A 21,386-nucleotide genomic window follows, 5' to 3' on the forward strand; every position below is an offset into this window, starting at 1 on the left:
AATAATAAGGCTATCCATTAACTGTTAGTTTTATGCTATCAGATTTAAGTTGTGCCCTAATTGAGTGCTATATTTTTATTTACATCAGTTGGTGTGACGGCCCCTTCTTTACACAAATGGAGCGGCAGGTCCTTATTATTTAGAGACACTGAAGATGGAGCGCATATAAGCTTTCTTCGATGTCTTATTTTTGTTGACTGCTATCTTCACATATTAAGACTCTATCTGTTGCAAAGGAAGCAGTATATGGAAGGTTGTACCTTCGCCTTCTACAGTCTCAAAATAAATTTGTCCATTACTGGCTTCAATTGTTTTTTTGACAAGAACTAGCCCTAAACCGTTTCCTGAACTCTTTGTCGTGAAATTAATCTGGAAAATCTTATCCTGCATCTCTTTGGGAATTCCATAACCATTGTCTTTGATGTCGATCTTGACAAATTTGTCTGAGTAGCGTTCAATGGAAATCTCGATCTTCATGTTTTTTCGCCCATAACCGCCTTCAATCGCATTTTTTATTAAATTATTGAAGGTTCTCAATAATTCATTACCATCCGCCTTAACAATAAGGGTTTTGTGATCGACATTGTTAATGAGACGAATACTTACATTTGGTGTATTGTTGTACAAGGAAATGGACTTTGTTACTTTTTCTACAATATTGATGTTTTCCATTACCGTATTTGGGAATTTTGCGAAGTGCGAAAATTCTGAGGCAATATGCGTCAATGCATCGATTTGTTCGATAAATGAAGTGGAGAATTTATTGAAGCGATCTGGAAATTTAGGATCCTCGTCTTTGTACGATCTGCGGAGTTGCTGAATGCCTAATTTCATAGGTGTCAGCGGATTTTTGATTTCATGGGCTATTTGTTGAGCCATCTCGCGCCAAGTGGATTCACGTTCCGTATCTTTGATTTTATTAGCGTAGTCCTCAAGTTTGATGATCATGAGATTATATTCTTTGATCAATGTACCTATTTCATCATTGCGTTGCCAAAACAGAGGTTCGTTGGGTTGTCCCAGGCGTAGTTGTGAGATCTTCTTACTGATGATGCTCAAGGGATTGGTGACACTGTTGGCCACAAATGTCGCATAAAAACCAAAGCCTATGATGATCAGCGAATAAATGTTCACTATCGTATTTAAAAGAAGATTTTTATTGATGTTTTCTTCCTTCTGAAGCGAGAAGTTTGGTATCCCTATATAAGCCAGTGTATTATAGTTTTTATCCCTGATGGTGGCATAACTGGTCTCAAATTGAAAAGTGCCTATACGCTCATCTTCAATCGTCTCCGATTTTTTTAAGATAGAAAGATTCTTCAGTGCAGCTGGATTAATGAATGTAGAGAAAAGCTCCAGATCGTAGATTCTACGCTGTGAGCTATAAAGTAACCTGCCTGATTTGGAATAAAGATTGAAGTCTTTGGAAATAGTTTCAGATAATGTCTTGAGCATGCTGATAAGCTGCGTTTCGGTGGATGTTTCATCCGTGTAGGTCAACATATTTTCCATCCGTTTGCCTAATTCGATAATAAAACGTTCCTTACTTGCTCTATTATTATTATAAAGCTGCTTGTTGATACTTATATACGAAATTACCGCCGATATAAGGATCGCCAGTATTACTGATGAGATAATGGAGGTCTGAATACGTGTAGAATACTGTATTTTATTTATTATTTTGTAGAACTGATATTTTAAATTACGGAACGTTAGCTTGGTGTTCTTAAGAAAGATATAGAATGATTTTATAAAATGGAAAAACATGAAAATCATAAAAAATACCAAGAACAAAAATGAAGTAGTCGCTAGATAATCCCAAAAAGAAGGTTTCTGTTTACTGATAACATATGTTGAGAATTTATTGGCAACATAAGCCATGTGTAGGTATGCATCACGGTCCAGTACTTGAATATATTCTCCTGGAACACCTTTCAGCCCCCTTAAATTGTTCTCGTAGGTATATTTTCCAAACTGTGTTATTAAAGAGCCTCCTTTATAGAGGGCTATCGAATAATCCCCTTTATTATAATATTGTGAATTGTTGATCCGCATATCAGTGAGGATTTCGGGATAGGGAACCGTATAACTAAAATCTTTATTGGAAAGATTGATGATGACATTGACAACCCTATTTTGGTCAATGGCGACAGGAATAATGGAGAAGTATTCATGCGTACCTAATTCCGCACTGGCACGGTAGAAGTTCTGCGTGACTTTTATCGATTTGTTGATTACCTTTTCTCGATATTCATTGATCTTATTCTGACTGGCTGGATTGAGCGGAATATTATTTTGATCATAATAATATGCTTTGAACTCATACTTGGAAAGATAGCCACTAAAATACTTTTTCTTGATAAAATCGTTGATCCCTTCGGTATTGGTATAGGGTAGACTGATATTAAATAAATGTTTTAATTCTTGATCGTTTGCTATGCTGCTTTCAATATCAGAGAATAATGAAACAGCATTGACATCATCTTCTGATTGTAGATTACTCAACAAGATTTTCATGTCGATTAAGTTCCGTTCCTGATAGAAACGTGCGTGCGTGATCGCACTTATGATTGCCCAAAGTATCAGTACCGCGATATAATTTGTTAATATATGTCGGTCGAAATACTTCTCGCCAAATGATTTAATAAGGATGATCAGCGCGAGTAACAAATTGACCAGGCTATTTTTCTCTATATAGAAGGAAATGATCAGGATGACAAAAATGACACATGCCAGTTGAATATTGAGTAGCTGCGTCGGTTTTAATTCTAATTTTTTAAGAAAAAATAGTACGAGATCAATGTAGATACTTAAGGCCAAAATACCCATGCCAACAATGCCTAGATCTACCCAACTTAAGAAATGTAAATCGACAAGTTTTGTGAAATCAAAATAGATATTGTTGGAGTGTGTAATCAATGTACCAGCGATATCATACAATAGACCGAAGGATAGATATATACTTAGAATAAATCCGATTGCGATAGGAATTCTAAAGAGCCGGATGTTTTTTATTTTGTCAAAGTTGAGCTCTTTGCGAATTGAATAGATAAATAGAACCAACCATAGTACCAATATGGTGGTGGACATCACGGACCATATATTGGGGAAGAAGCGATTATAGGCGTAATTTCGCGAATCGAAAATTGAAAATGTCGCATTCTCGGACAGCAGGTTCCATTTAAGATCGGCAAATTTGACAAGGCTAAATACCGACAATAGCAATACCGCAGACCACCAGGCCCTTCCTGTCTTGGCCATATGTAAGCAGAGGCTATTGAAGAAGATCAGTAACGCGATCCAGGCAAGTAGCCAACAGAAGAATTGCAAAATTGTATAGGCATTTTCATGCTCTCCATCTTTTAGCTTAACGGAGAACAGATAAGACCCTTCATTGCTATAGATATTTTTAATCGTGACCGTGTCTGTATAGGAGGCAATGTCAATATTTCTGGAGTCGAAGAAGTTTCTCCGCAAAGAGCTATTTAAATAGGGGTTGTTATTATTTGTATAGCCTTTTACAATAATATAAGCGAGTATACTGATATTGCCAATTGTTTTTTTTCGAACAACGTAAGAGCGGTTATCATCCTGAATAAAATTGGATTTTTCTGGGAATCCCTGATCTGTGATAGGCACGAATAGATGTGTGCTCCACATTTTAGGTTCATGGTCCTTAAAAAGAAATAGAAAAACCTTCTCGTTGGTTTTAAATTTTTCAAAAGCCTGATAAACTGCTATCGGATACTGATCGTAGTTTTTAAATGTTTTGAGCAGGAGTGAATCATTGAAAATACGATCGACTTTTTTTTCTTGTTGCGCGATGTAGTCATTGAGTGATTTTGTATCAATGTCTAGTATTTCCTTATTGGTAACAGATTCTTTAATGGTGATAGCTGTTCCTATAAAGCATAAAGTCAAGATAAGTAAGAGTAGTCGAATTTTTATACCAGAATTCACGTTCATCAATTTACATTATTGTAAATATAAAAAAAAGTCCTTGCTTTCTTAGGGCAAGGACTTTTATATTATTTTTCTGGATTGCTTATTTCCAATGGTCAGAAAGGATCTTCAGTGAGTTTTCGCCGCTATTGATGCTAACGAAACCACGGAAGATGGAAAATGCAACTAAACGTGAGGCTCTTCTTGTCTGAAGATTTTAGCAGTCAAATACTCGCGGTTTAAACGAGCAATGTTTGTTAATTTGATGCCTACAGGACATTCAGCTTCGCAAGCTCCCGTGTTTGTACAGTTACCGAAACCTTCTGCGTCCATTTGATCTACCATTGCCTGCGCACGTTCGTAACGTTCGGTTTGACCTTGTGGTAACAAGGCAAATTGAGATACTTTTGCAGACACAAATAACATTGCAGAAGCATTTTTACACGCTGCAACACAAGCACCACAACCTATACATGTTGCCGATTCGAAAGCTTCGTCAGCAATACGTTTAGGAATAGGAATAACATTCGCATCAGGAACACCGCCAGTATTGATATTTACATATCCTCCGGCTTGTTGAATGCGGTCAAAAGCAGTACGGTCAACTGCAAGGTCTTTCAATACCGGGAATGCAGCAGCTCTCCATGGTTCAATTACGATAGTTTGTCCGTCGTGGAAGCTACGCATGTGCAATTGACATGTTGTTGTACCTTCTTTAGGACCGTGGGGGCGACCATTGATTACTAATGAACACATCCCGCAGATACCTTCACGACAGTCGTGATCGAAATATACAGGATCTTCTCCTTTACGAGTCAACTCTTCATTGACAATATCAAGCATCTCTAAGAAAGACATATCATCAGCGATATTGTTTGCCTGATAAGTTACAAATTGACCTTTATCTTTATCATTTTTTTGACGCCAAACTTTCAGCGTTAAATTCATATGTTGTGCCATGATAATTTTCCTTCTTATTTATAACTTCTTTGTGTTAACTGAACGTTCTCGAATACCAAGTCTTCCTTGTGTAATTCCTCAGGTACATTGTCTCCTTTGTATTCCCAAGCAGATACATAGGCGAATTCATCATCGTTACGTTTTGCTTCACCTTCTTCAGTTTGGCTTTCAAGACGGAAGTGACCACCACAAGACTCAGCACGTTGCAATGCATCAACAACCATTAACTCACCTAACTCTAAGAAGTCTGCTACGCGACCAGCTTTTTCTAAAGAAAGATTTAATTCTTCGTTCTCTCCAAGAACTCTAACGTTTGTCCAGAATTCTTTTTTCAATTCTTGGATCAAACCTTGTGCTTTTTGTAATCCTTCGGCTGTACGAGCCATACCACAATATTCCCACATGATGAGACCTAATTTTTTGTGGATATCATCAACAGTTTGTGTACCGTTTAACGACAACAATTTGTTGATTTTATCTTCAACTTCTTTACGAGTAGTCTCGAAAGCAGGATGGGTATGATCTACTGGTGCGAATGAACCTAATTTAGCTAAGTAATCACCCACAGTGTAAGGAATTACGAAATAACCATCGGCAAGACCTTGCATCAATGCAGATGCACCTAAACGGTTTGCACCGTGGTCAGAGAAGTTACACTCACCTAAAGCATACAAACCGGGGATTGTAGTCATCAAGTTGTAATCAACCCATACACCACCCATTGTGTAGTGAACAGCAGGGTAGATACGCATTGGTTGTTTATAAGGGTTCTCATCAGTGATTTGGTAGTACATGTCAAATAAGTTACCGTATTTAGCACGTACTGCATCTTCGCCTAGACGACCGATAGCTTCTTTAAAATCCAAGAATACAGCGAAACCTGTTTTACCAACACCACGACCATCATCAACAGCTTCTTTTGCATTTCGAGAGGCCACGTCACGCGGTACCAAGTTACCGAATGAAGGGTATTTACGCTCCAAGAAATAATCTCTGTCGTCTTCTTTGATATCATTGGCTTTGATCTCACCTTTACGTAATCTTTCTGCCATTTCTTGAGTTTTAGGAACCCATACACGGCCGTCATTACGTAAAGACTCTGACATCAATGTCAATTTAGATTGGTGATCTCCTGTTACCGGGATACACGTTGGGTGAATTTGAGTATAACAAGGGTTCGCAAAATAAGCACCACGTTTGTGTGCTCTCCAAGCTGCTGTAACGTTACATCCCATTGCATTTGTAGACAAGAAGAATACGTTACCATAACCACCAGTACACATCAATACTGCATGTGCAGCATGAGTTTCTATTTTACCTGAAACTAGGTCACGAGTTACGATACCTTTAGCATGACCATCGATCATAACCAAGTCCAACATCTCATGACGTGTATACGATTTTACTTTTCCTTTTTTAATTTGACGGTTTAACGCTGAATAAGCACCCAACAACAACTGTTGTCCCGTTTGACCACGTGCATAGAACGTACGGCTAACTTGCGCACCACCGAAAGAACGGTTGTCTAATAGACCTCCGTATTCACGTGCAAATGGAACACCTTGAGCAACACATTGGTCAATGATGTTGACAGACACTTCTGCCAAACGGTAAACGTTTGCCTCACGCGAGCGGTAGTCACCACCTTTGATTGTATCGTAGAATAAACGGAAAACTGAGTCCCCGTCATTTTGGTAACTTTTTGCTGCATTGATACCACCTTGTGCTGCAATAGAGTGCGCACGACGAGGTGAATCTTGATAACAGAAGGTAATTACATTATATCCTAATTCAGCTAAAGATGCCGCAGCAGAGGCTCCAGCAAGACCTGTACCAACAACAATAACAGTAAATTTACGTTTGTTAGCAGGGTTAACCAACTTAAGATTAAATTTATGATTTGACCACTTTTGGGCTAATGGGCCCGCTGGTACTTTTGAATCTAACATATCTCTTAATTTTATATTGATCGATAAAGCCTGAGCTTTATCTTAAAAGATTCTGAATTATTTAAAGAAGAAAAACAATGGCATTATTGCAAAGCCAATTGGAATTAATACCCCAAATACCCAAACACCGATTGCTCTGATGATTCCAATATATCTTCTGTGGTTAAAACCTAAAGTTTGGAACGCAGATTGGAAACCATGAATTAAGTGGAATGCCAAAGCTGCCATCGCAATAACATACAAAGCGACCAATGCAACATTTTTGAATGCAAAGTCAACTTGCTTATACAAATCTCTTGCCTTTAAGATTTGAACGTTGTTTTCTACCGTTTCTTGGTAGTCGTGGAATTCAGAAGCTTGAAGTTCTCTCACTGTGGTTTGTCCAGTTGCCAAATCAGTACGGTATTCGATGTACGGTACTTCATCATTGTGAAATTTCCACCAAAAATTAGACATGTGCGTAGCTAAGAATACTAAAATGACAGTACCTAAGATACCCATGTTGCGTGAATTCCACTTGCTGTTTGCTTGACCATCATATTTGGCATAACCAATAGGACGAGCGGCTTTGTTTTTCATCGACAATGTAATAGCGTAGATGACGTGAACAATTACCGAAGCATACAATAAGTAAGAAACAACTTTGATTGGTGTAAAGTGAGTCATAAAATAGGCGTACTTGTTGAACGCTAGACCCGCATCATCTTTAAATAATTGCAAGTTACCAACCAAGTGAACAACTAGGAATAAACATAGGAAGATTCCTGTTAAGCTCATGATTAGCTTCTTCCCAATCGAAGAACTGAAAACTGGCTTTGATTTACTCATTATCCTTGTAATTTAATTTGAATTAGGCAAATCTACTATTTGCTATTAAATATGATACCATTTTGACAAGAAAAAGCAATAATTTAGAACGGTTCTAAAGTTTATTGAAATAAAAAGTCCGTTTTGAATAAAAACGGACTTTCTAACGGTATATGAACAGTGTTTAATGAACTATAGAATACTGAATAACCTATAGCCTAAACCGATACTCCACATGTTAATTTTCGGATTAGCCTGGCTCTCGTTGTTGACTTTATTTAAGCCCATTTCGTAACGTAGATCTACACGCAAGCTTGAAATATCAGCGCCTACACCAAATGCCCAAGACGTGCCACTTTTTTTGTAGTTATTTGGGTTCAATTGGTCAATGACTTTATCTTGCTTATCATCTACTTTAAACGAAAATATCGGGCCAGTTTGAATCCTTGCTCCAATCGGACCCAAGCCAAAGCGTTTGCCTAATAATACTGGAACATCGACCGTTGTAAATTTTACATCTGTCGATTCGCCATTTTCTGCTTTCACGGTCGTGTTTTTACCTGTTAAGTAAACTTCAGGCTGAATATGGAATCCCAATACACCAACACGTCCGTAAAGACCTGCTTGGTAGCCTGCTTTTGTGTCAGAATTGAAATATTTGCCATCGCTCTTAAGCTTAGAGAAGTTCAGGCCTCCTTTTAAACCCACCTCAAACCCAGGCAGAAGCTGTGCCTGTGCCGTTGCAACGCTACCACAAATCAAAAGTAATGCTGGTAAAATCTTTTTCATAATCTTTTATTTATGTATATATTGTATCTTTAAACAAACTTTTACAGTTCAGTAAAGATATACAAATTTTATACCTAAATCTGAGTTATGCTGAAAATTAACGAAGAACAATGGCAAGTAGCCAAAGAAAAACTCCGTCGCAAGTACAACCACTTAAGTGATGAAGATTTAGCTTTTCAAGCAGGAGAGGAAGATAAACTGATCAATAGATTGTCTTTGCGTTTGGGACGGAAGCCTTCCTATGTTTTATTTACGATAGGTAAAGAAATTGAGGATATTAGTAGCAACCGATTATGAGTGATGCTATTAGTTGGAGCGATTTTGAGAAAGTGGATTTACGGGTAGGAACGATTTTAGAAGCAAAAGACTTTCCAAGAGCTAAAAAGCCAGCATATCAATTGAAACTTGATTTCGGAGATGAAATTGGTGTATTACAGAGTAGTGCCCAGATTACAGTACACTACAACAAAGAGGAGTTGATTGGCAGGCAAGTTGTTGCAGTTGTGAACTTCCCCAAAAAGCAGATCGCTAATTTCTTTTCTGAGTGTCTAGTGACCGGATTTCCTGACGAAAATGGAGATATTATTTTGACATCTGTCGATAAAAAATTACCAAATGGATCTAAACTTAGTTAAGTTTGTACCATGACATTTATAGATTTTGAAGGAACACAACTCATCGATAGTGACGAGTCGTTCATGCGTATGGCATTGAATGAAGCGAAGATCGCGTACGAAGAGGGGGAGGTACCTATTGGGGCAGTTATTGTTCATCGGGGCCGTGTTATAGGGAAAGGTCATAATTTGACGCAGCGATTGAATGATGTGACAGCTCACGCTGAAATGCAGGCTTTTACAGCAGCAGCAAATTACCTTGGGGGCAAATACCTGGATGAATGTACATTATACGTTACCATTGAGCCTTGTATTATGTGTGCCGGGGCGGCCTATTGGACACATATTGGTAAAATAGTCTATGGAGCCAAAGATGAAAAGCGTGGCTATTCCCATTTTCACGATAAAATATTACATCCCAAAACGGTCATTACCCATGGTGTTTTGCAGGATGAATGTGCTGATTTGGTAAAATCATTTTTTCGTCAAAAACGGTAGCGAAATATTGGATTTATTGTAACACATAAAAACATAACCGTGTATATTATGTTATATTTGTATATATAAACGAAGTAATAAACATTTAAATTAAAATAGATATGGCATTTGAATTAGAAGCGTTACCATACGCAGCCGACGCATTGGAACCACATATTGACAAAACTACAATGGAAATCCACCATGACAGACACCATCAGGCATATGTGGATAACTTAAATAAAGCAATCGCAGGAACAGAGGCAGAAAATTTATCCCTATTGGATATTATTAAAAATGTAAGTAAATACAGCGCAGCAGTACGTAATAATGGTGGTGGTCACTACAACCACTCTTTGTTTTGGAAGGTTTTAGGCCCAAATGCAGGTGGAGCTCCAACAGGTGAATTAGCCGAAGCAATCAATGCTACATTTGGTTCATTTGATGAGTTGAAAAAGCAACTTCAAGCTGCTGGTGCAACTCGTTTTGGCTCAGGATGGGCTTGGTTAATCGTTGGTGCTGATGGTAAATTGGCCGTAACTTCTACACCAAACCAAGACAATCCATTGATGGATGTTGCTGAGGTAAAAGGTACGCCTATCTTAGGTATCGACGTTTGGGAGCATGCTTATTATTTGAAATTCCAAAATAAACGTCCAGCGTATTTAGAGGAAATCTTTAATGTTATCAATTGGGATGCCGTAGCACAAAACTATGCTGCAGCTAAATAGTTGATCATTTGATAGAAAAATAGAAAAGCGACAATAATAACTTATTGTCGCTTTTCTATTTTATAAACAAAACCTAGTGGGTATTTGTTTATAGGGCATGAATTTAACTCCAATAATTCGGGGAACATAAACGGAAGGAAGAAGGGTAATTATTTATGAGAAATATTCTGATACTTTTAACAGCGCTTTTTGTATTGAACTCTTGCCAGGGGCAGCAGCAAGGGCTTCGGGTAAAAAAAACTGATTTCACCAAATTGCCTGCTAAAAATACGGCGAGTTTGGATACAGCAACATTTGCAGCAGGGTGTTTTTGGTGTACTGAGGCACAATTTAAAGAGTTAAAGGGTGTCGTAAATGTTATTTCAGGATATACTGGCGGATGGGTGGCAAATCCGAGTTATGCGCAGGTTTGTACCGGGAGTACAGGACATGCGGAAGCGACCAATATTATTTTTGATCCAAAAGTGATCAGCTACGACAAACTATTGGAAGCCTTTTTTGTAGCACACGATCCAACGGAGCTCAATCGTCAAGGGAATGATGTTGGCACCCAATATCGTTCAGCTATTTTTGTACACAATAAAGAGCAGCTTGATAAGACGCAATATTATCTTTCGGCGTTAGAGAAGGAGCATGTTTTTAATAAACCTATTGTAACAGAAGTAGTTCCGGCAACAGTATTTTATCCGGCAGAGGACTATCATCAAGATTATTATAGATTAAATGGAAAAGAGCCATACTGCCAGTTGGTGATTAAACCGAAATTGGAAAAATTTAAACGTATCTTTTCCAAGGTGCTCAAAGAGGGACAGTAACTTTGGGTATTCATAAAATTTGAGGTAATTTTACTTCTATTAACGCTATTTAGTGTGATGCTAACAGGTTGAAACCATGGTTTCTGATGCAAATAATGGAATGAACGGACTTGTTCGCTTCACGATTCATAAATAGTATTTTTTGGTGAATAATTAATAATTGTAATATGTCTAAAGGATTTTTTACAGTTCCTGTTCCTGCCAATGAACCGGTGTATACATACGCTGTCGGAACGAAAGAACGTAAATTGTTGAAAGCAGCAATTGATGAGGCACGTTCGAAACAAATCGATATCCCAATGTATATTGGTGGTAAAGAAATCACTACTTCTAAAAAAGTAAACATAGCTCCTCCACATGACCACCAACATATTTTAGGTCAATACAATCAAGGTGATAAATCTCATGTAACAGATGCAATCAATGCAGCTTTAGCGGCAAAAAAGGATTGGGAAAACCTTACTTGGGAAGATCGTGCTGCGATATTCTTAAAAGCTGCTGAATTGATTTCAGGTAAATACCGTTATGAGTTGAATGCTGCAACAATGTTGGGACAATCAAAGAACCCATATCAGGCAGAAATTGATTCGGCATGTGAGATTGTGGATTTCTTGCGTTTCAATGTACAATACATGAGCGAAATCTATAAACAACAACCTCCTATATCAGGTAAAGGTGTTTGGAACCGTGTAGAACAACGTCCTCTTGAAGGTTTTGTATTTGCATTGACTCCATTCAATTTTACAGCTATTGCGGGTAATCTACCTTCCTGTGTTGCAATGATGGGTAATGTTGTGGTATGGAAACCATCCAATACCCAGATCTATTCAGCAAATGTATTGATGAAAATTTTCCGTGAAGCTGGTCTTCCGGATGGTGTTATCAACTTGGTGTATGTTTCAGGTCCTGACGCTGGTGATGTGATTTTCCAACACCCAGATTTCGCAGGTATCCACTTCACTGGTTCAACAGGAGTATTTCAGGATATTTGGAAGACGATCGGTAATAATATCCACCGTTATAAAACGTATCCACGTATCGTCGGTGAGACTGGTGGTAAGGATTTTATCGTTGTACACCCTTCGGCCGATTTGAAAGCTGCAAATACAGCTTTGGTTCGTGGTGCTTTCGAATACCAAGGTCAAAAATGTTCTGCGGCATCACGTGCATACATTCCTAAATCGTTGTGGCCTGCATTGAAAGAATCTATGACGACTGACGTAAAATCTTTTACAATCGGTGGAACAGAAGATTTTACAAACTTTTTCAATGCTGTAATTGATGAGAAGTCATTTGATAAATTAGCGAAGTATATCGACAGAGCTAAAGAATCTAATGATGCAGAAATTGTAGTTGGTGGTACATACGATAAATCTAAAGGATATTTCATTCATCCAACAATCATTGAGGCTTCAAAACCAGATTACGAGACAATGGTTGAGGAATTGTTTGGACCTGTCCTGACCGTATATGTTTACGAGGATGCTAAGTTTGAAGAAACGTTAGATATTGTTGACACAACATCGATTTATGCCTTGACTGGATCAATCATTGCGCAAGATCGCTATGCGATTAATTTAGCAACAGATAAATTGAGACATGCCGCTGGTAACTTCTACGTGAATGATAAGTGTACAGGTGCTGTCGTAGGTCAACAACCGTTTGGTGGTGCTAGAGGCTCGGGTACAAACGACAAAGCGGGATCAATGATCAATTTGATTCGTTGGGTGTCTCCTCGTACAATCAAAGAGACATTTAATCCAGATACAGATTATCGATACCCTTTCTTGGAAAAGGGAGAATAAGGAAGCTCGCATAGCAGCTTTCTTCAATCAAAATAGAAAAGGGCGCTTATCAAGCGCCCTTTTCTATTTCTTAAATAATCCCAGTTCTGTGCCATCGTCTCTAGTCATCCGTATGTTCAATGACTTGTTGTTCCCGGCTACATCGATGATAGTTCTTTTCCCAACTTTTGGACCTCCGCCTATAAATACAGGATAATTGTGGTCTTTATCTGCTGGATAGTATCCATATTGATGTGTGTGGCCAGAGATCATGGCATCAATTTTATATTTCTGAAACAAGGGATGAAAACATGCTCTGTTATTCAAGGTACCATGCCAGTCATCCGAATGAAAAATCGGTATATGGCTAATAACAACAGTATGTTGTGCACGCTTTCTTTCCTTGGATTGTAGAACCTTTTCCAGCCATTGAGCCTGTTCTTTTCTGTAGTTATCATAATCGACTGTTCCGGCGTATACCTCATGATTGTCGGGCTTGTCTTCGCCACTGTCCAGCATGATCCAAAAAATAGGACCTCTTTTAAAGGCTTGGTAATACTTGTTGTCAGGATAACCAAAATATCGTTTGAAATTACGTGCGAAGGATCCCCTTGTCTCATGGTTTCCCCGATTCATAATGAATGGTTTTCCTGTCGCAAAAAATTCAATTGGCTTTAGTAGTTTCTCCGTAATATCTTGCTGATTGGTGACATAATGAAAGGAATCACCATTCAGTACAAAAAAATCGTAGGGTGAAATATCCTGACGCGGAATAAGGTCACGATAGCTGCTTTTTTCCTCATGTACATCGTTATAGACCAGACATCGAATCTGCTCTTGATTGCTCTTGGCTAATTTAGCCTCGAAAATAGCGGTTTCTATTTCTTGACCGTATACGATTTTATAAGGATCGAATTTTTGGATTTCCTTCGCCTTGATGCGATAGCGAAACGATCGGGGCGCGTCTTCAATCGTAAAATGAAAGAAATCAGTATTGGCATTGATCATCCCATCCTCGGATTGGTAGATCTTTTTTTGGACATTCCCTGTGTTGTCGAGAATCTCGAGCCAAGCAAAGGCATCTTTGCTCAAAATCGTAAAAATACTGATTCCTGTCTCGGTTTGATTTTGTAGATAGGCAGGTACGACAAAGCTGAACTCGCCGTCTGCCTCATTTGCTTCTTTTTCTTGCGCGATGCTGATATTGGGCAGTGTAATCCCAGCCAGTGCTAGGGCTTCCAAAAATCTTCTTCTGTTAAAATTCATATTTAAAGGTCACAAGTGGTTATTTAATGTTTATCTCGACATATAATGGCCGATGATCACTGGCGTATTGTTCGTTCAGAATACGGTGGTTGGAGAACTTTGCGGCAGATGTTGTATTGATCATGATATAGTCGATTTCAGTAGTGGGTTTATCTTGAGGAAACGTAAATCCGTTAGCAATGCTGCTTTTTGTGAATATTTTGCTAAGTTCAGTAATCGCTGGGTCATTGGGTTCGGAGTTCAGGTCACCGACAAGGATAGTGGGTAACTTTTCGTTTTTGAAACGCTGGGTGATGAATTTTGCCTGTTCGATTTTGTTTTTGTCTTTCAGGTCAAGGTGTGTATTTGCAAATAAAAGTTTTCTTTTGTGTATCGTGACTTCGATTACAGATAAACTACGTGTTTCGCTTTCCACAGGGGAAGGTAGAAAGTGTTTCTCTACACGTTCAATTGGATTTTTTGATAAGATGGCGGTACCATATTCACCTTTATCCAGGTCTATCCCTTTGGAAAATATATAGTGCATGCCTGTTAATTCGGCTAATTTTTTGGCTTGATTTTCAAAATATGATCTACCGAGATTGACATCGATTTCCTGAAGACCTACGAGGTCAGCTTTTGAATTTTTAATAATTTTGGCAATTGTGTCAAGGTTGATAACTGATTCTTTTTCGGTGGGTGGGTTTCCGTGGTGGATATTAAAGGAGAGTACGCGTATCGTTTGCGCATGTAGATGAAATACTGAGCCTATCAGTATTAAAAGAAATAAAATTAGTTTACGATTCATTGTTTATATTAAGTTTAGCATTTGGATGTCAGGCGTTTTTAGCTCGACCTGCTAAAATTAATAAAATCTATTAGTACAAATTGAAAACTTTGGACATGTAACAAAATAATCATCTAAGCACTTGAATTTTCGCAAAAAAAATAGCCATCCTAAACAGGATGGCTACCTACATTATACTAATTTTTACAGCAAACTAGTCTTCGTTTTCCTCGATGTTAAGCATTGGATCTTCTCCTGTCACTTCAGCACGGATTTTAGCTTCAAGTTCGTCCATTAAATCTGGATTGTCGAATAATAAGGCTTTAACAGCATCTCGACCTTGTCCTAATTTGGTCTCACCATAGCTAAACCAAGAGCCTGCTTTTTTAATAATACCATATTCAACACCTAGATCAATGATTTCACCTACTTTAGAGATACCTTCACCAAAGATGATATCAAATTCCGCAATGCGGAACGGAGGGGCTACTTTGTTTTTTACAATCTTCACTTTTACGCGGTTACCCGATACTTCGTCAGAGTCTTTGATTTGTGATGTACGACGGATATCTAAACGTACAGAAGCGTAGAATTTTAATGCATTACCACCAGTTGTTGTTTCTGGGTTGCCAAACATCACACCAATTTTTTCACGCAATTGGTTGATGAAAATACAACAACAGTTTGTTTTTGCAATTGTACCGGTCAATTTACGTAAAGCTTGGGACATTAAACGAGCTTGAAGCCCCATTTTAGAATCTCCCATTTCCCCTTCGATCTCACCTTTTGGTACCAAAGCTGCAACGGAGTCAATGACAATAACGTCAATTGCGCCAGAACGGATCAGGTTATCAGCAATTTCCAAACCTTGCTCACCATTATCTGGCTGAGAAATCAATAAATTTTCTACATCTACGCCTAATTTCTGAGCGTAATATTTATCAAAGGCATGTTCCGCATCAATGATTGCTGCAATACCGCCTTTTTTTTGCGCCTCTGCAACAATGTGAGTTGCTAAAGTCGTTTTACCTGAAGATTCAGGCCCATATATTTCAATAATGCGACCTTTTGGCACACCGCCAATTCCTAAAGCGATATCCAAGCCTAGAGATCCTGTAGAAATAGCCTCGATCGGCTCAACAGCAGTATCACCTAATTTCATAATTGAACCTTTTCCAAAGTTCTTTTCCAATTTATCTAACGTCAGCTGTAAAGCTTTTAGTTTATCTGTGTTGCTCATATTTTTAGTATATATTTCTCAAAATTAAAAATTAAAAATCATAAACCAAATATTTTCACTAAAAAAATTAGTTTTCTGTCTCTGTTATAGCTTAGACACTTTTTATATGGTGATTTTTTTCAAAGTATTTGCACATATAAGTGATCGGGCATTTCTCACACATTGGCTTTCGGGCCAGACATATATAACGTCCATGTAAGATTAGCCAATGATGGGCGATCGCAATTGTATCTTTAGGTAGATTTTTTACCAGCTGTTTTTCCACGGCCAATGGTGTTGTTGCACGATAGGTTAGCCCAAGACGGTTTGCAACACGGAAAACATGTGTATCTACGGCCATAGCCGGATTATGATAAACAACAGAAGAAATAACATTAGCAGTTTTTCGACCCACACCCGGAAGTTTCACAAGATCCTCAATTTTTTCGGGGACAATATTGTCGAACTTTTCAATGAGTAGCTGAGCCATTCCTACTAGGTGTTTGGCCTTATTATTTGGATAGCTTACCGATCTGATATAGCTAAATACTTCATCTACACTAGAGGCTGCCAAGCTGTGTGCATCTGGGTAGCGTGCAAACAATTTGGGCGTGACTTGGTTGATCCTTTTATCTGTACACTGTGCAGATAAAATAACAGCAACCAGTAATTCAAATGGATTGCTATAGTTGAGTTCTGTCTGTGCGTCAGGACTATTTTTGGAGAAATAATCTACGAAAGCCTTGTATCGTTCTTGTTTTAACATCGGTTCAAAACTAGCCAAAATTTCCATCAAAAAAGAAATTTTGACGTCTAGTAAAAGTGGAATAGTCTGATTTTAGCGCGCAAAGCGGAAAGCAAGTTCCGACCGTTTTAGACTGCAGGTAAATCAAGGCGATATTAAGATTAAAAAATAAGGCCTAATCTACAGATTAGGCCTTTCTTTTTTCCAGTTGTTTAGAATATGCTAGGATATTCTCTATACATCTTTTGCTTGGATGAAGCAACATTTTTGGCAATTGAAGTTTCAATTCATTTTCTATGTCCTCGTCTGTCATTACCTTCTCGTTTTGGGTTAGCAAATTTTGAACTTCGTTTTCTGATTGGGTAAAGTTTTCTACCATAAGCATCTGTTGTTTTGTCTCTGTAAGTTAAATAATTAAACGGACAAAAGATAGTTTTGGTATAAAAAACGAGAAAATATTTATTTTTTCTTTCTGTTGGTGTATTCCTCTGCTTTAATGATGGCATTATACGCATTGACTATACCCCCAGTGACAGAAATATCTGCTAAACGAACAGTTTTTGTCGCATCTTCACCTACTTTTACCTGTACAAGTTGATCAGGCTTTTCCACAGATTCCATAATAATCTGTTTGGTTTCTACAGCACTTAAATTGGGATAATAAGAACGGATCATTGCGGCTAATCCTGCAACAACAGGAGCAGCCATACTCGTACCCTGTTCTTCTTTATATTTGGAATCTGGCACAGTAGAGTTAATATGGACTCCCGGCGCGAAAACATCGACAGTCTTTTTACCATAATTGGAAAAATCAGCCAAAAGTTCATTATCCAAATGAAGGCCAGTTGCGCCAACTGTGATCCAAGCATTGGCAACCCCGGTTGTATCACCTTTTACATCCGTATAATACTTCATCGGAAAATTAGGCTCTATATCGTTATCTTCACTGTCATTCCCCGCAGCATGCACCATCAGTACATCTTTGGATTCAGCATATTTGATCGCGTCATCTACAGCTTGTTTATTATAGGCATAGCTCTTTCCAAAGCTCATGTTAAGTACTTTGGCGCCATTGTCTGCTGCATAGCGAATGGCATTTGCGACGTCTTTATCACGCTCATCACCATCAGGGACAAGTCTAACTGTGAGTATTTTAACATTGTCCGCTACTCCGTTGATACCAATATTATTATTACGTTTTGCACCAATGATTCCTGCGACATGGCTGCCATGTAATGCGTCCGGTCCTTTTACATCAGCATTTCCGTAGTGTCGCTCTGAAGCATCTTCATAATTATCTCCAACAATAGGTCGAGAATCGTATGCTTTGTTTAAATGATAATCAACTTGATTGTTGAAATATTTTGCGCCTTCGGTGATATCATCAAAAAATTTGGCGAAGCCGCCGTTGTTGATTTCATCCTTTGCATAGCCAAGTGCGATACGTTGCGTGTTTGTGGTCGCTTTGAAATTGTCTATATCATCCTGTGTGATATCTTCGGGTTTTTTACCAATTTCACGGACGACAGCATCTATGTTGCGTTTGAGCGCATCGTAGGAAAATTGGCCCATCTTAGCTTCTTCTAGCTTGTTTTTATATTTGGCAAGCATCTTTTGATAACTAGTGAAAGCTTTTCGGCCAGCTTCATTGAGTTCTGTTGCTGCTGTAATATTTGCAAACTTTTTATCCAGGATCCTAAGTTGTCTTGTCAATTCCAAGTTGTCGAATTGCACATCTTTTCCATCTGCGTTACCAATGAAGTTCCACCCGTATTTATCATTAATATAGCCATTGCCATCATTATCTATACCATTCGCGAGACTATCTTTCGTATTGATCCACACAACATCTTTGAGATCCTCGTGATAAACATCAACACCTCCATCCAATACCCCAACAATGACTGGAGTAGATTTTCTTCCTTTCAATAACGTTTTATACGTTTTTTCGGTACTGATTCCCATGACCCCATCTGTTTTATAATCCAAATTGAACCAATTTGCTGGAATGGTATCAGATTGTCCGAAAGAGATAAGTGGCAATGATCCTAAAGCAATTAGATATAGTGATTTTTTTAAATTCATATGTAAATAATTCTTAATGAAGTGTCTGCTTTCATTTGTTGCAATGCACGCGTTCCACCTGGTTATTCTCTCCTGTTTATTTTAAATTTTCTTCATGAGCTTGTAAACTCGCATATTCCTGCCTATAGCAGAATAGCAAAGATAATGCTAATGCCTCTTCTGAACTGTTAATTTTTATTAAAAGTATTTATAATCCATCTCTCTTAGCAAACTGTTGACGAAATATCTTAAATTCAAACCATTTCTAAGAGTCTCCTGTTTTATTTAGACGATCTAGATAGCTAGGATAAGAAAGAATATATATTGATTAGTGTATAATAGAGCGAATGCAACAAAATAAGAAAATAGTTTGGCCTAATGTGATGGCCCCAGTGGCAGCAGTTTACCCCCATGTCAGAAAGATACATGATGATACTGTGCAAGATGATTATTACTGGATGATTGATTACTTTAAAAAAGGAGAAAAATCGCAAGAAGTTATTGACTATCTGGAAGAGGAAAACAATTATACCAATTTAATGCTTCAAGATACGGTAGATTTACAGGAAAATCTTTTTCATGAATTGAAATCCCGGATTAAGGAAAAGGACGAGTCTGTGCCTTATTACAAAAATGGCTATTATTATTATAGCCGGACAGAAGAGGGAAAACAATATTTTAAATTCTGTCGGAAAAAGGGGACACTGGAGGGCGAAGAGGAAGTGCTGTTGGATGTAGATCAGCTTGCCGAAGGGCACGCATATTATACGGCAAAAGGATTTTCTGTGAGTCCGGATAATCGTTTGCTTGCCTTTAGTGTGGATACTGTCTCTCGGAGAGAATATACCATATTTATCAAAAATATCGAGACCGGAGAAATCTATCCCGACCAGATAAAGAATACAGAGGGAGCCGCTATTTGGGGAAATGATAATCGAACCTTGTTCTATACGGCCAAGAACCCTGTTACCTTGCTTAGTGAAAAGATTATGCGGCATACATTGGGGGGCGATCCGGCAGCAGATGTGCTTGTGTACGAAGAAAAAGATAACACAAATTATATCGGAGTTGGTAAATCCAAAAATGGAAAATATATTATGATCAATTCTGAAGGAACATTGTCCTCAGAAATATGGTTATTAAATGCTGATTCACCACAATCGGAATTTCGTATTTTTCAGCCTAGGATACAGGATGTTCTCTATTCGGTTGTTGCATTGGAAGATCGGTTCTTAATACTGACCAATGATGGAGCTATTAATTTCCGAATCATGCAATGTCCCTTAGATCGTACAGATCGCAGCTACTGGCAGCCATTCATAGACCATCGACCGGATGTATTGGTCAGCGATATTGAAGAGTTTAAGGATTTTCTGGCGATTGCTGAAAGGAAAAATGGATTGACCCAATTGGCAATTTATAATTTAAAGAGTCAGCATCAGCACTATTTGGATTTCGGAGAAGTTGCCTATACGGTATATCCGGGTATTAATGTTGAATACAACAGCGATAAGTTACGATATGGCTATACTTCTTTAGTGACACCAAGCTCAGTCTATGAATATGATATGGCTAAGCAGAACAAAGTATTGTTAAAACAACAGGAGATTTTGGGCGGGTATGACCAAACCGCATATACCACCGAACGTGTTTTTGCAACAGCAAGAGATGGTGTTCAGGTGCCCATTTCTATTGTTTATAAAAAAGGAACCAAACTTGATGGTTCAGCTCCATTATTGCAATATGCCTACGGATCTTATGGTGCGTCGATGGATCCCACTTTTTCGAGCAATCGACTGAGTCTGTTGGATCGTGGATTTATTTATGCCTTGGCACATATCAGGGGCGGTGAGGAAATGGGGCGCCATTGGTATGAAGATGGAAAAATGATGCACAAGATGAATACCTTTTATGATTTTGTGGATTGTGGTAAATACCTGATTGATCAACATTATTGTATGCCCGAACATCTCTATGCGCAAGGGGGAAGTGCCGGAGGTTTGCTGATGGGTGTAATCGCTAATATTGCGCCTGAGCAATATCATGGTATCATAGCTCAGGTGCCATTTGTAGATGTGGTGAATACCATGTTGGATGATACAATACCGTTGACTACAAATGAGTATGATGAATGGGGTAACCCCAATGAGAAGGAAGCCTATAATTATATGAAGGCCTATTCTCCATATGAAAACATTGAAGCAAAAGAATACCCTAATTTATTGGTCACAACCGGGCTGCACGATAGTCAGGTGCAGTATTTTGAACCAGCAAAATGGGTAGCAAAACTGAGAGCTACTAAAATAGGAGATGCGGTTTTACTGTTGAAAACAGATATGGATTATGGTCATGGTGGGGCATCGGGTCGATTTGACTATTTAAAGGAAATTGCATTGGAATATGCTTTTCTCTTTAAATTGGAAGGGATTATTCCAATTTATACAAACGAACAATAAAA

General features: G+C 38.3%; 17 protein-coding genes. 7 read left to right on the plus strand and 10 right to left on the minus strand.

Annotated elements, in window-relative coordinates; genetic code table 11:
• Window positions 1-213: 213 nt before the first annotated feature.
• The 5 genes from ACLCDV_RS02670 to ACLCDV_RS02690 all read right to left on the minus strand — a co-directional run bounded on the left by ACLCDV_RS02670 (window position 214) and on the right by ACLCDV_RS02690 (window position 8,447).
• A complete protein-coding gene (locus ACLCDV_RS02670; protein WP_411972855.1) occupies window positions 214-3,966 on the minus strand; it encodes an ATP-binding protein in 3,753 nt (1,250 codons plus the stop codon).
• Between the two features lie 162 nt (window positions 3,967-4,128).
• Window positions 4,129-4,902, minus strand: a complete 774-nt coding sequence (locus ACLCDV_RS02675) for a succinate dehydrogenase/fumarate reductase iron-sulfur subunit (protein WP_317668550.1) — start codon at window positions 4,900-4,902, stop codon at window positions 4,129-4,131.
• A 14-nt stretch (window positions 4,903-4,916) separates the two neighbouring features.
• Window positions 4,917-6,851 carry a fumarate reductase/succinate dehydrogenase flavoprotein subunit gene (locus ACLCDV_RS02680; protein WP_317668549.1) on the minus strand — a complete coding sequence of 645 codons (1,935 nt, stop codon included), beginning with the start codon at window positions 6,849-6,851 and terminating at the stop codon, window positions 4,917-4,919.
• 57 nt (window positions 6,852-6,908) lie between these two features.
• Window positions 6,909-7,679, minus strand: a complete 771-nt coding sequence (locus ACLCDV_RS02685; RefSeq protein WP_333576944.1) for a succinate dehydrogenase cytochrome b subunit — start codon at window positions 7,677-7,679, stop codon at window positions 6,909-6,911.
• 171 nt (window positions 7,680-7,850) lie between these two features.
• Window positions 7,851-8,447, minus strand: a complete 597-nt coding sequence (locus ACLCDV_RS02690; protein ID WP_411972856.1) for a porin family protein — start codon at window positions 8,445-8,447, stop codon at window positions 7,851-7,853.
• Between the two features lie 87 nt (window positions 8,448-8,534).
• On the opposite strand from ACLCDV_RS02690, the gene ACLCDV_RS02695 reads away from it, so the two are divergent.
• The 6 genes from ACLCDV_RS02695 to pruA all read left to right on the plus strand — a co-directional run bounded on the left by ACLCDV_RS02695 (window position 8,535) and on the right by pruA (window position 12,889).
• Window positions 8,535-8,744, plus strand: a complete 210-nt coding sequence (locus ACLCDV_RS02695; protein WP_120333145.1) for a hypothetical protein — start codon at window positions 8,535-8,537, stop codon at window positions 8,742-8,744.
• Window positions 8,741-9,082, plus strand: a complete 342-nt coding sequence (locus tag ACLCDV_RS02700; protein WP_411972857.1) for a tRNA-binding protein — start codon at window positions 8,741-8,743, stop codon at window positions 9,080-9,082. The genes ACLCDV_RS02695 and ACLCDV_RS02700 overlap by 4 nt, the downstream gene beginning before the upstream one ends.
• 9 nt (window positions 9,083-9,091) lie before the next feature.
• Window positions 9,092-9,559, plus strand: a complete 468-nt coding sequence (locus ACLCDV_RS02705) for a nucleoside deaminase (protein ID WP_411972858.1) — start codon at window positions 9,092-9,094, stop codon at window positions 9,557-9,559.
• A gap of 101 nt (window positions 9,560-9,660) precedes the next feature.
• Complete coding sequence (locus tag ACLCDV_RS02710) at window positions 9,661-10,269, plus strand: superoxide dismutase (protein WP_411972859.1); 609 nt, start codon at window positions 9,661-9,663, stop codon at window positions 10,267-10,269.
• A 155-nt stretch (window positions 10,270-10,424) separates the two neighbouring features.
• Window positions 10,425-11,084 carry a peptide-methionine (S)-S-oxide reductase MsrA gene (gene msrA, locus ACLCDV_RS02715; RefSeq protein ID WP_411972860.1) on the plus strand — a complete coding sequence of 220 codons (660 nt, stop codon included), beginning with the start codon at window positions 10,425-10,427 and terminating at the stop codon, window positions 11,082-11,084.
• A 167-nt stretch (window positions 11,085-11,251) separates the two neighbouring features.
• Window positions 11,252-12,889 carry an L-glutamate gamma-semialdehyde dehydrogenase gene (pruA, locus tag ACLCDV_RS02720; protein WP_411972861.1) on the plus strand — a complete coding sequence of 546 codons (1,638 nt, stop codon included), beginning with the start codon at window positions 11,252-11,254 and terminating at the stop codon, window positions 12,887-12,889.
• A 63-nt stretch (window positions 12,890-12,952) separates the two neighbouring features.
• On the opposite strand, the gene ACLCDV_RS02725 is transcribed toward pruA, so the two are convergent.
• The 5 genes from ACLCDV_RS02725 to ACLCDV_RS02745 form a co-directional block, all read right to left on the minus strand.
• Window positions 12,953-14,134, minus strand: coding sequence for a metallophosphoesterase family protein (locus ACLCDV_RS02725; RefSeq protein WP_336836800.1), 1,182 nt, complete (start codon window positions 14,132-14,134; stop codon window positions 12,953-12,955).
• A 19-nt stretch (window positions 14,135-14,153) separates the two neighbouring features.
• Entirely contained in the window at window positions 14,154-14,921 is a 768-nt protein-coding gene (locus tag ACLCDV_RS02730) for an endonuclease/exonuclease/phosphatase family protein (protein WP_411972862.1), read from the minus strand.
• Between the two features lie 193 nt (window positions 14,922-15,114).
• Window positions 15,115-16,140, minus strand: a complete 1,026-nt coding sequence (gene recA, locus ACLCDV_RS02735) for a recombinase RecA (protein ID WP_411972863.1) — start codon at window positions 16,138-16,140, stop codon at window positions 15,115-15,117.
• A gap of 91 nt (window positions 16,141-16,231) precedes the next feature.
• Complete coding sequence (gene nth / locus ACLCDV_RS02740; RefSeq protein WP_411973924.1) at window positions 16,232-16,885, minus strand: endonuclease III; 654 nt, start codon at window positions 16,883-16,885, stop codon at window positions 16,232-16,234.
• Between the two features lie 438 nt (window positions 16,886-17,323).
• Entirely contained in the window at window positions 17,324-18,949 is a 1,626-nt protein-coding gene (locus ACLCDV_RS02745) for a S8 family peptidase (protein ID WP_411972864.1), read from the minus strand.
• Window positions 18,950-19,275: 326 nt separating this feature from the next.
• Between ACLCDV_RS02745 and ACLCDV_RS02750 the strand changes: the two genes are divergently transcribed.
• On the plus strand, window positions 19,276-21,384 hold the full coding sequence (locus ACLCDV_RS02750) for a S9 family peptidase (RefSeq protein WP_411972865.1): 2,109 nt from the start codon (window positions 19,276-19,278) through the stop codon (window positions 21,382-21,384).
• Window positions 21,385-21,386 lie beyond the last annotated feature (2 nt).

Origin of the sequence: Sphingobacterium sp. Lzh-3, assembly GCF_046764375.1 — a bacterium.
GTDB lineage: Bacteria > Bacteroidota > Bacteroidia > Sphingobacteriales > Sphingobacteriaceae > Sphingobacterium.

What these genes read in the sequence shown, in the direction of transcription:
- ACLCDV_RS02705 (WP_411972858.1), top strand. Translation starts at nt 9,092, where the DNA reads ATGACATTTATAGATTTTGAAGGAACACAACTCATCGATAGTGACGAG.
- ACLCDV_RS02690 (WP_411972856.1), bottom strand. Translation starts at nt 8,447, where the DNA reads ATGAAAAAGATTTTACCAGCATTACTTTTGATTTGTGGTAGCGTTGCA.
- nth (WP_411973924.1), bottom strand. Translation starts at nt 16,885, where the DNA reads ATGTTAAAACAAGAACGATACAAGGCTTTCGTAGATTATTTCTCCAAA.
- ACLCDV_RS02680 (WP_317668549.1), bottom strand. Translation starts at nt 6,851, where the DNA reads ATGTTAGATTCAAAAGTACCAGCGGGCCCATTAGCCCAAAAGTGGTCA.
- ACLCDV_RS02750 (WP_411972865.1), top strand. Translation starts at nt 19,276, where the DNA reads ATGCAACAAAATAAGAAAATAGTTTGGCCTAATGTGATGGCCCCAGTG.
- msrA (WP_411972860.1), top strand. Translation starts at nt 10,425, where the DNA reads ATGAGAAATATTCTGATACTTTTAACAGCGCTTTTTGTATTGAACTCT.
- ACLCDV_RS02725 (WP_336836800.1), bottom strand. Translation starts at nt 14,134, where the DNA reads ATGAATTTTAACAGAAGAAGATTTTTGGAAGCCCTAGCACTGGCTGGG.
- ACLCDV_RS02675 (WP_317668550.1), bottom strand. Translation starts at nt 4,902, where the DNA reads ATGGCACAACATATGAATTTAACGCTGAAAGTTTGGCGTCAAAAAAAT.
- ACLCDV_RS02670 (WP_411972855.1), bottom strand. Translation starts at nt 3,966, where the DNA reads ATGAACGTGAATTCTGGTATAAAAATTCGACTACTCTTACTTATCTTG.
- ACLCDV_RS02700 (WP_411972857.1), top strand. Translation starts at nt 8,741, where the DNA reads ATGAGTGATGCTATTAGTTGGAGCGATTTTGAGAAAGTGGATTTACGG.
- ACLCDV_RS02685 (WP_333576944.1), bottom strand. Translation starts at nt 7,679, where the DNA reads ATGAGTAAATCAAAGCCAGTTTTCAGTTCTTCGATTGGGAAGAAGCTA.
- ACLCDV_RS02695 (WP_120333145.1), top strand. Translation starts at nt 8,535, where the DNA reads ATGCTGAAAATTAACGAAGAACAATGGCAAGTAGCCAAAGAAAAACTC.
- ACLCDV_RS02745 (WP_411972864.1), bottom strand. Translation starts at nt 18,949, where the DNA reads ATGAATTTAAAAAAATCACTATATCTAATTGCTTTAGGATCATTGCCA.
- ACLCDV_RS02730 (WP_411972862.1), bottom strand. Translation starts at nt 14,921, where the DNA reads ATGAATCGTAAACTAATTTTATTTCTTTTAATACTGATAGGCTCAGTA.
- ACLCDV_RS02710 (WP_411972859.1), top strand. Translation starts at nt 9,661, where the DNA reads ATGGCATTTGAATTAGAAGCGTTACCATACGCAGCCGACGCATTGGAA.
- pruA (WP_411972861.1), top strand. Translation starts at nt 11,252, where the DNA reads ATGTCTAAAGGATTTTTTACAGTTCCTGTTCCTGCCAATGAACCGGTG.
- recA (WP_411972863.1), bottom strand. Translation starts at nt 16,140, where the DNA reads ATGAGCAACACAGATAAACTAAAAGCTTTACAGCTGACGTTAGATAAA.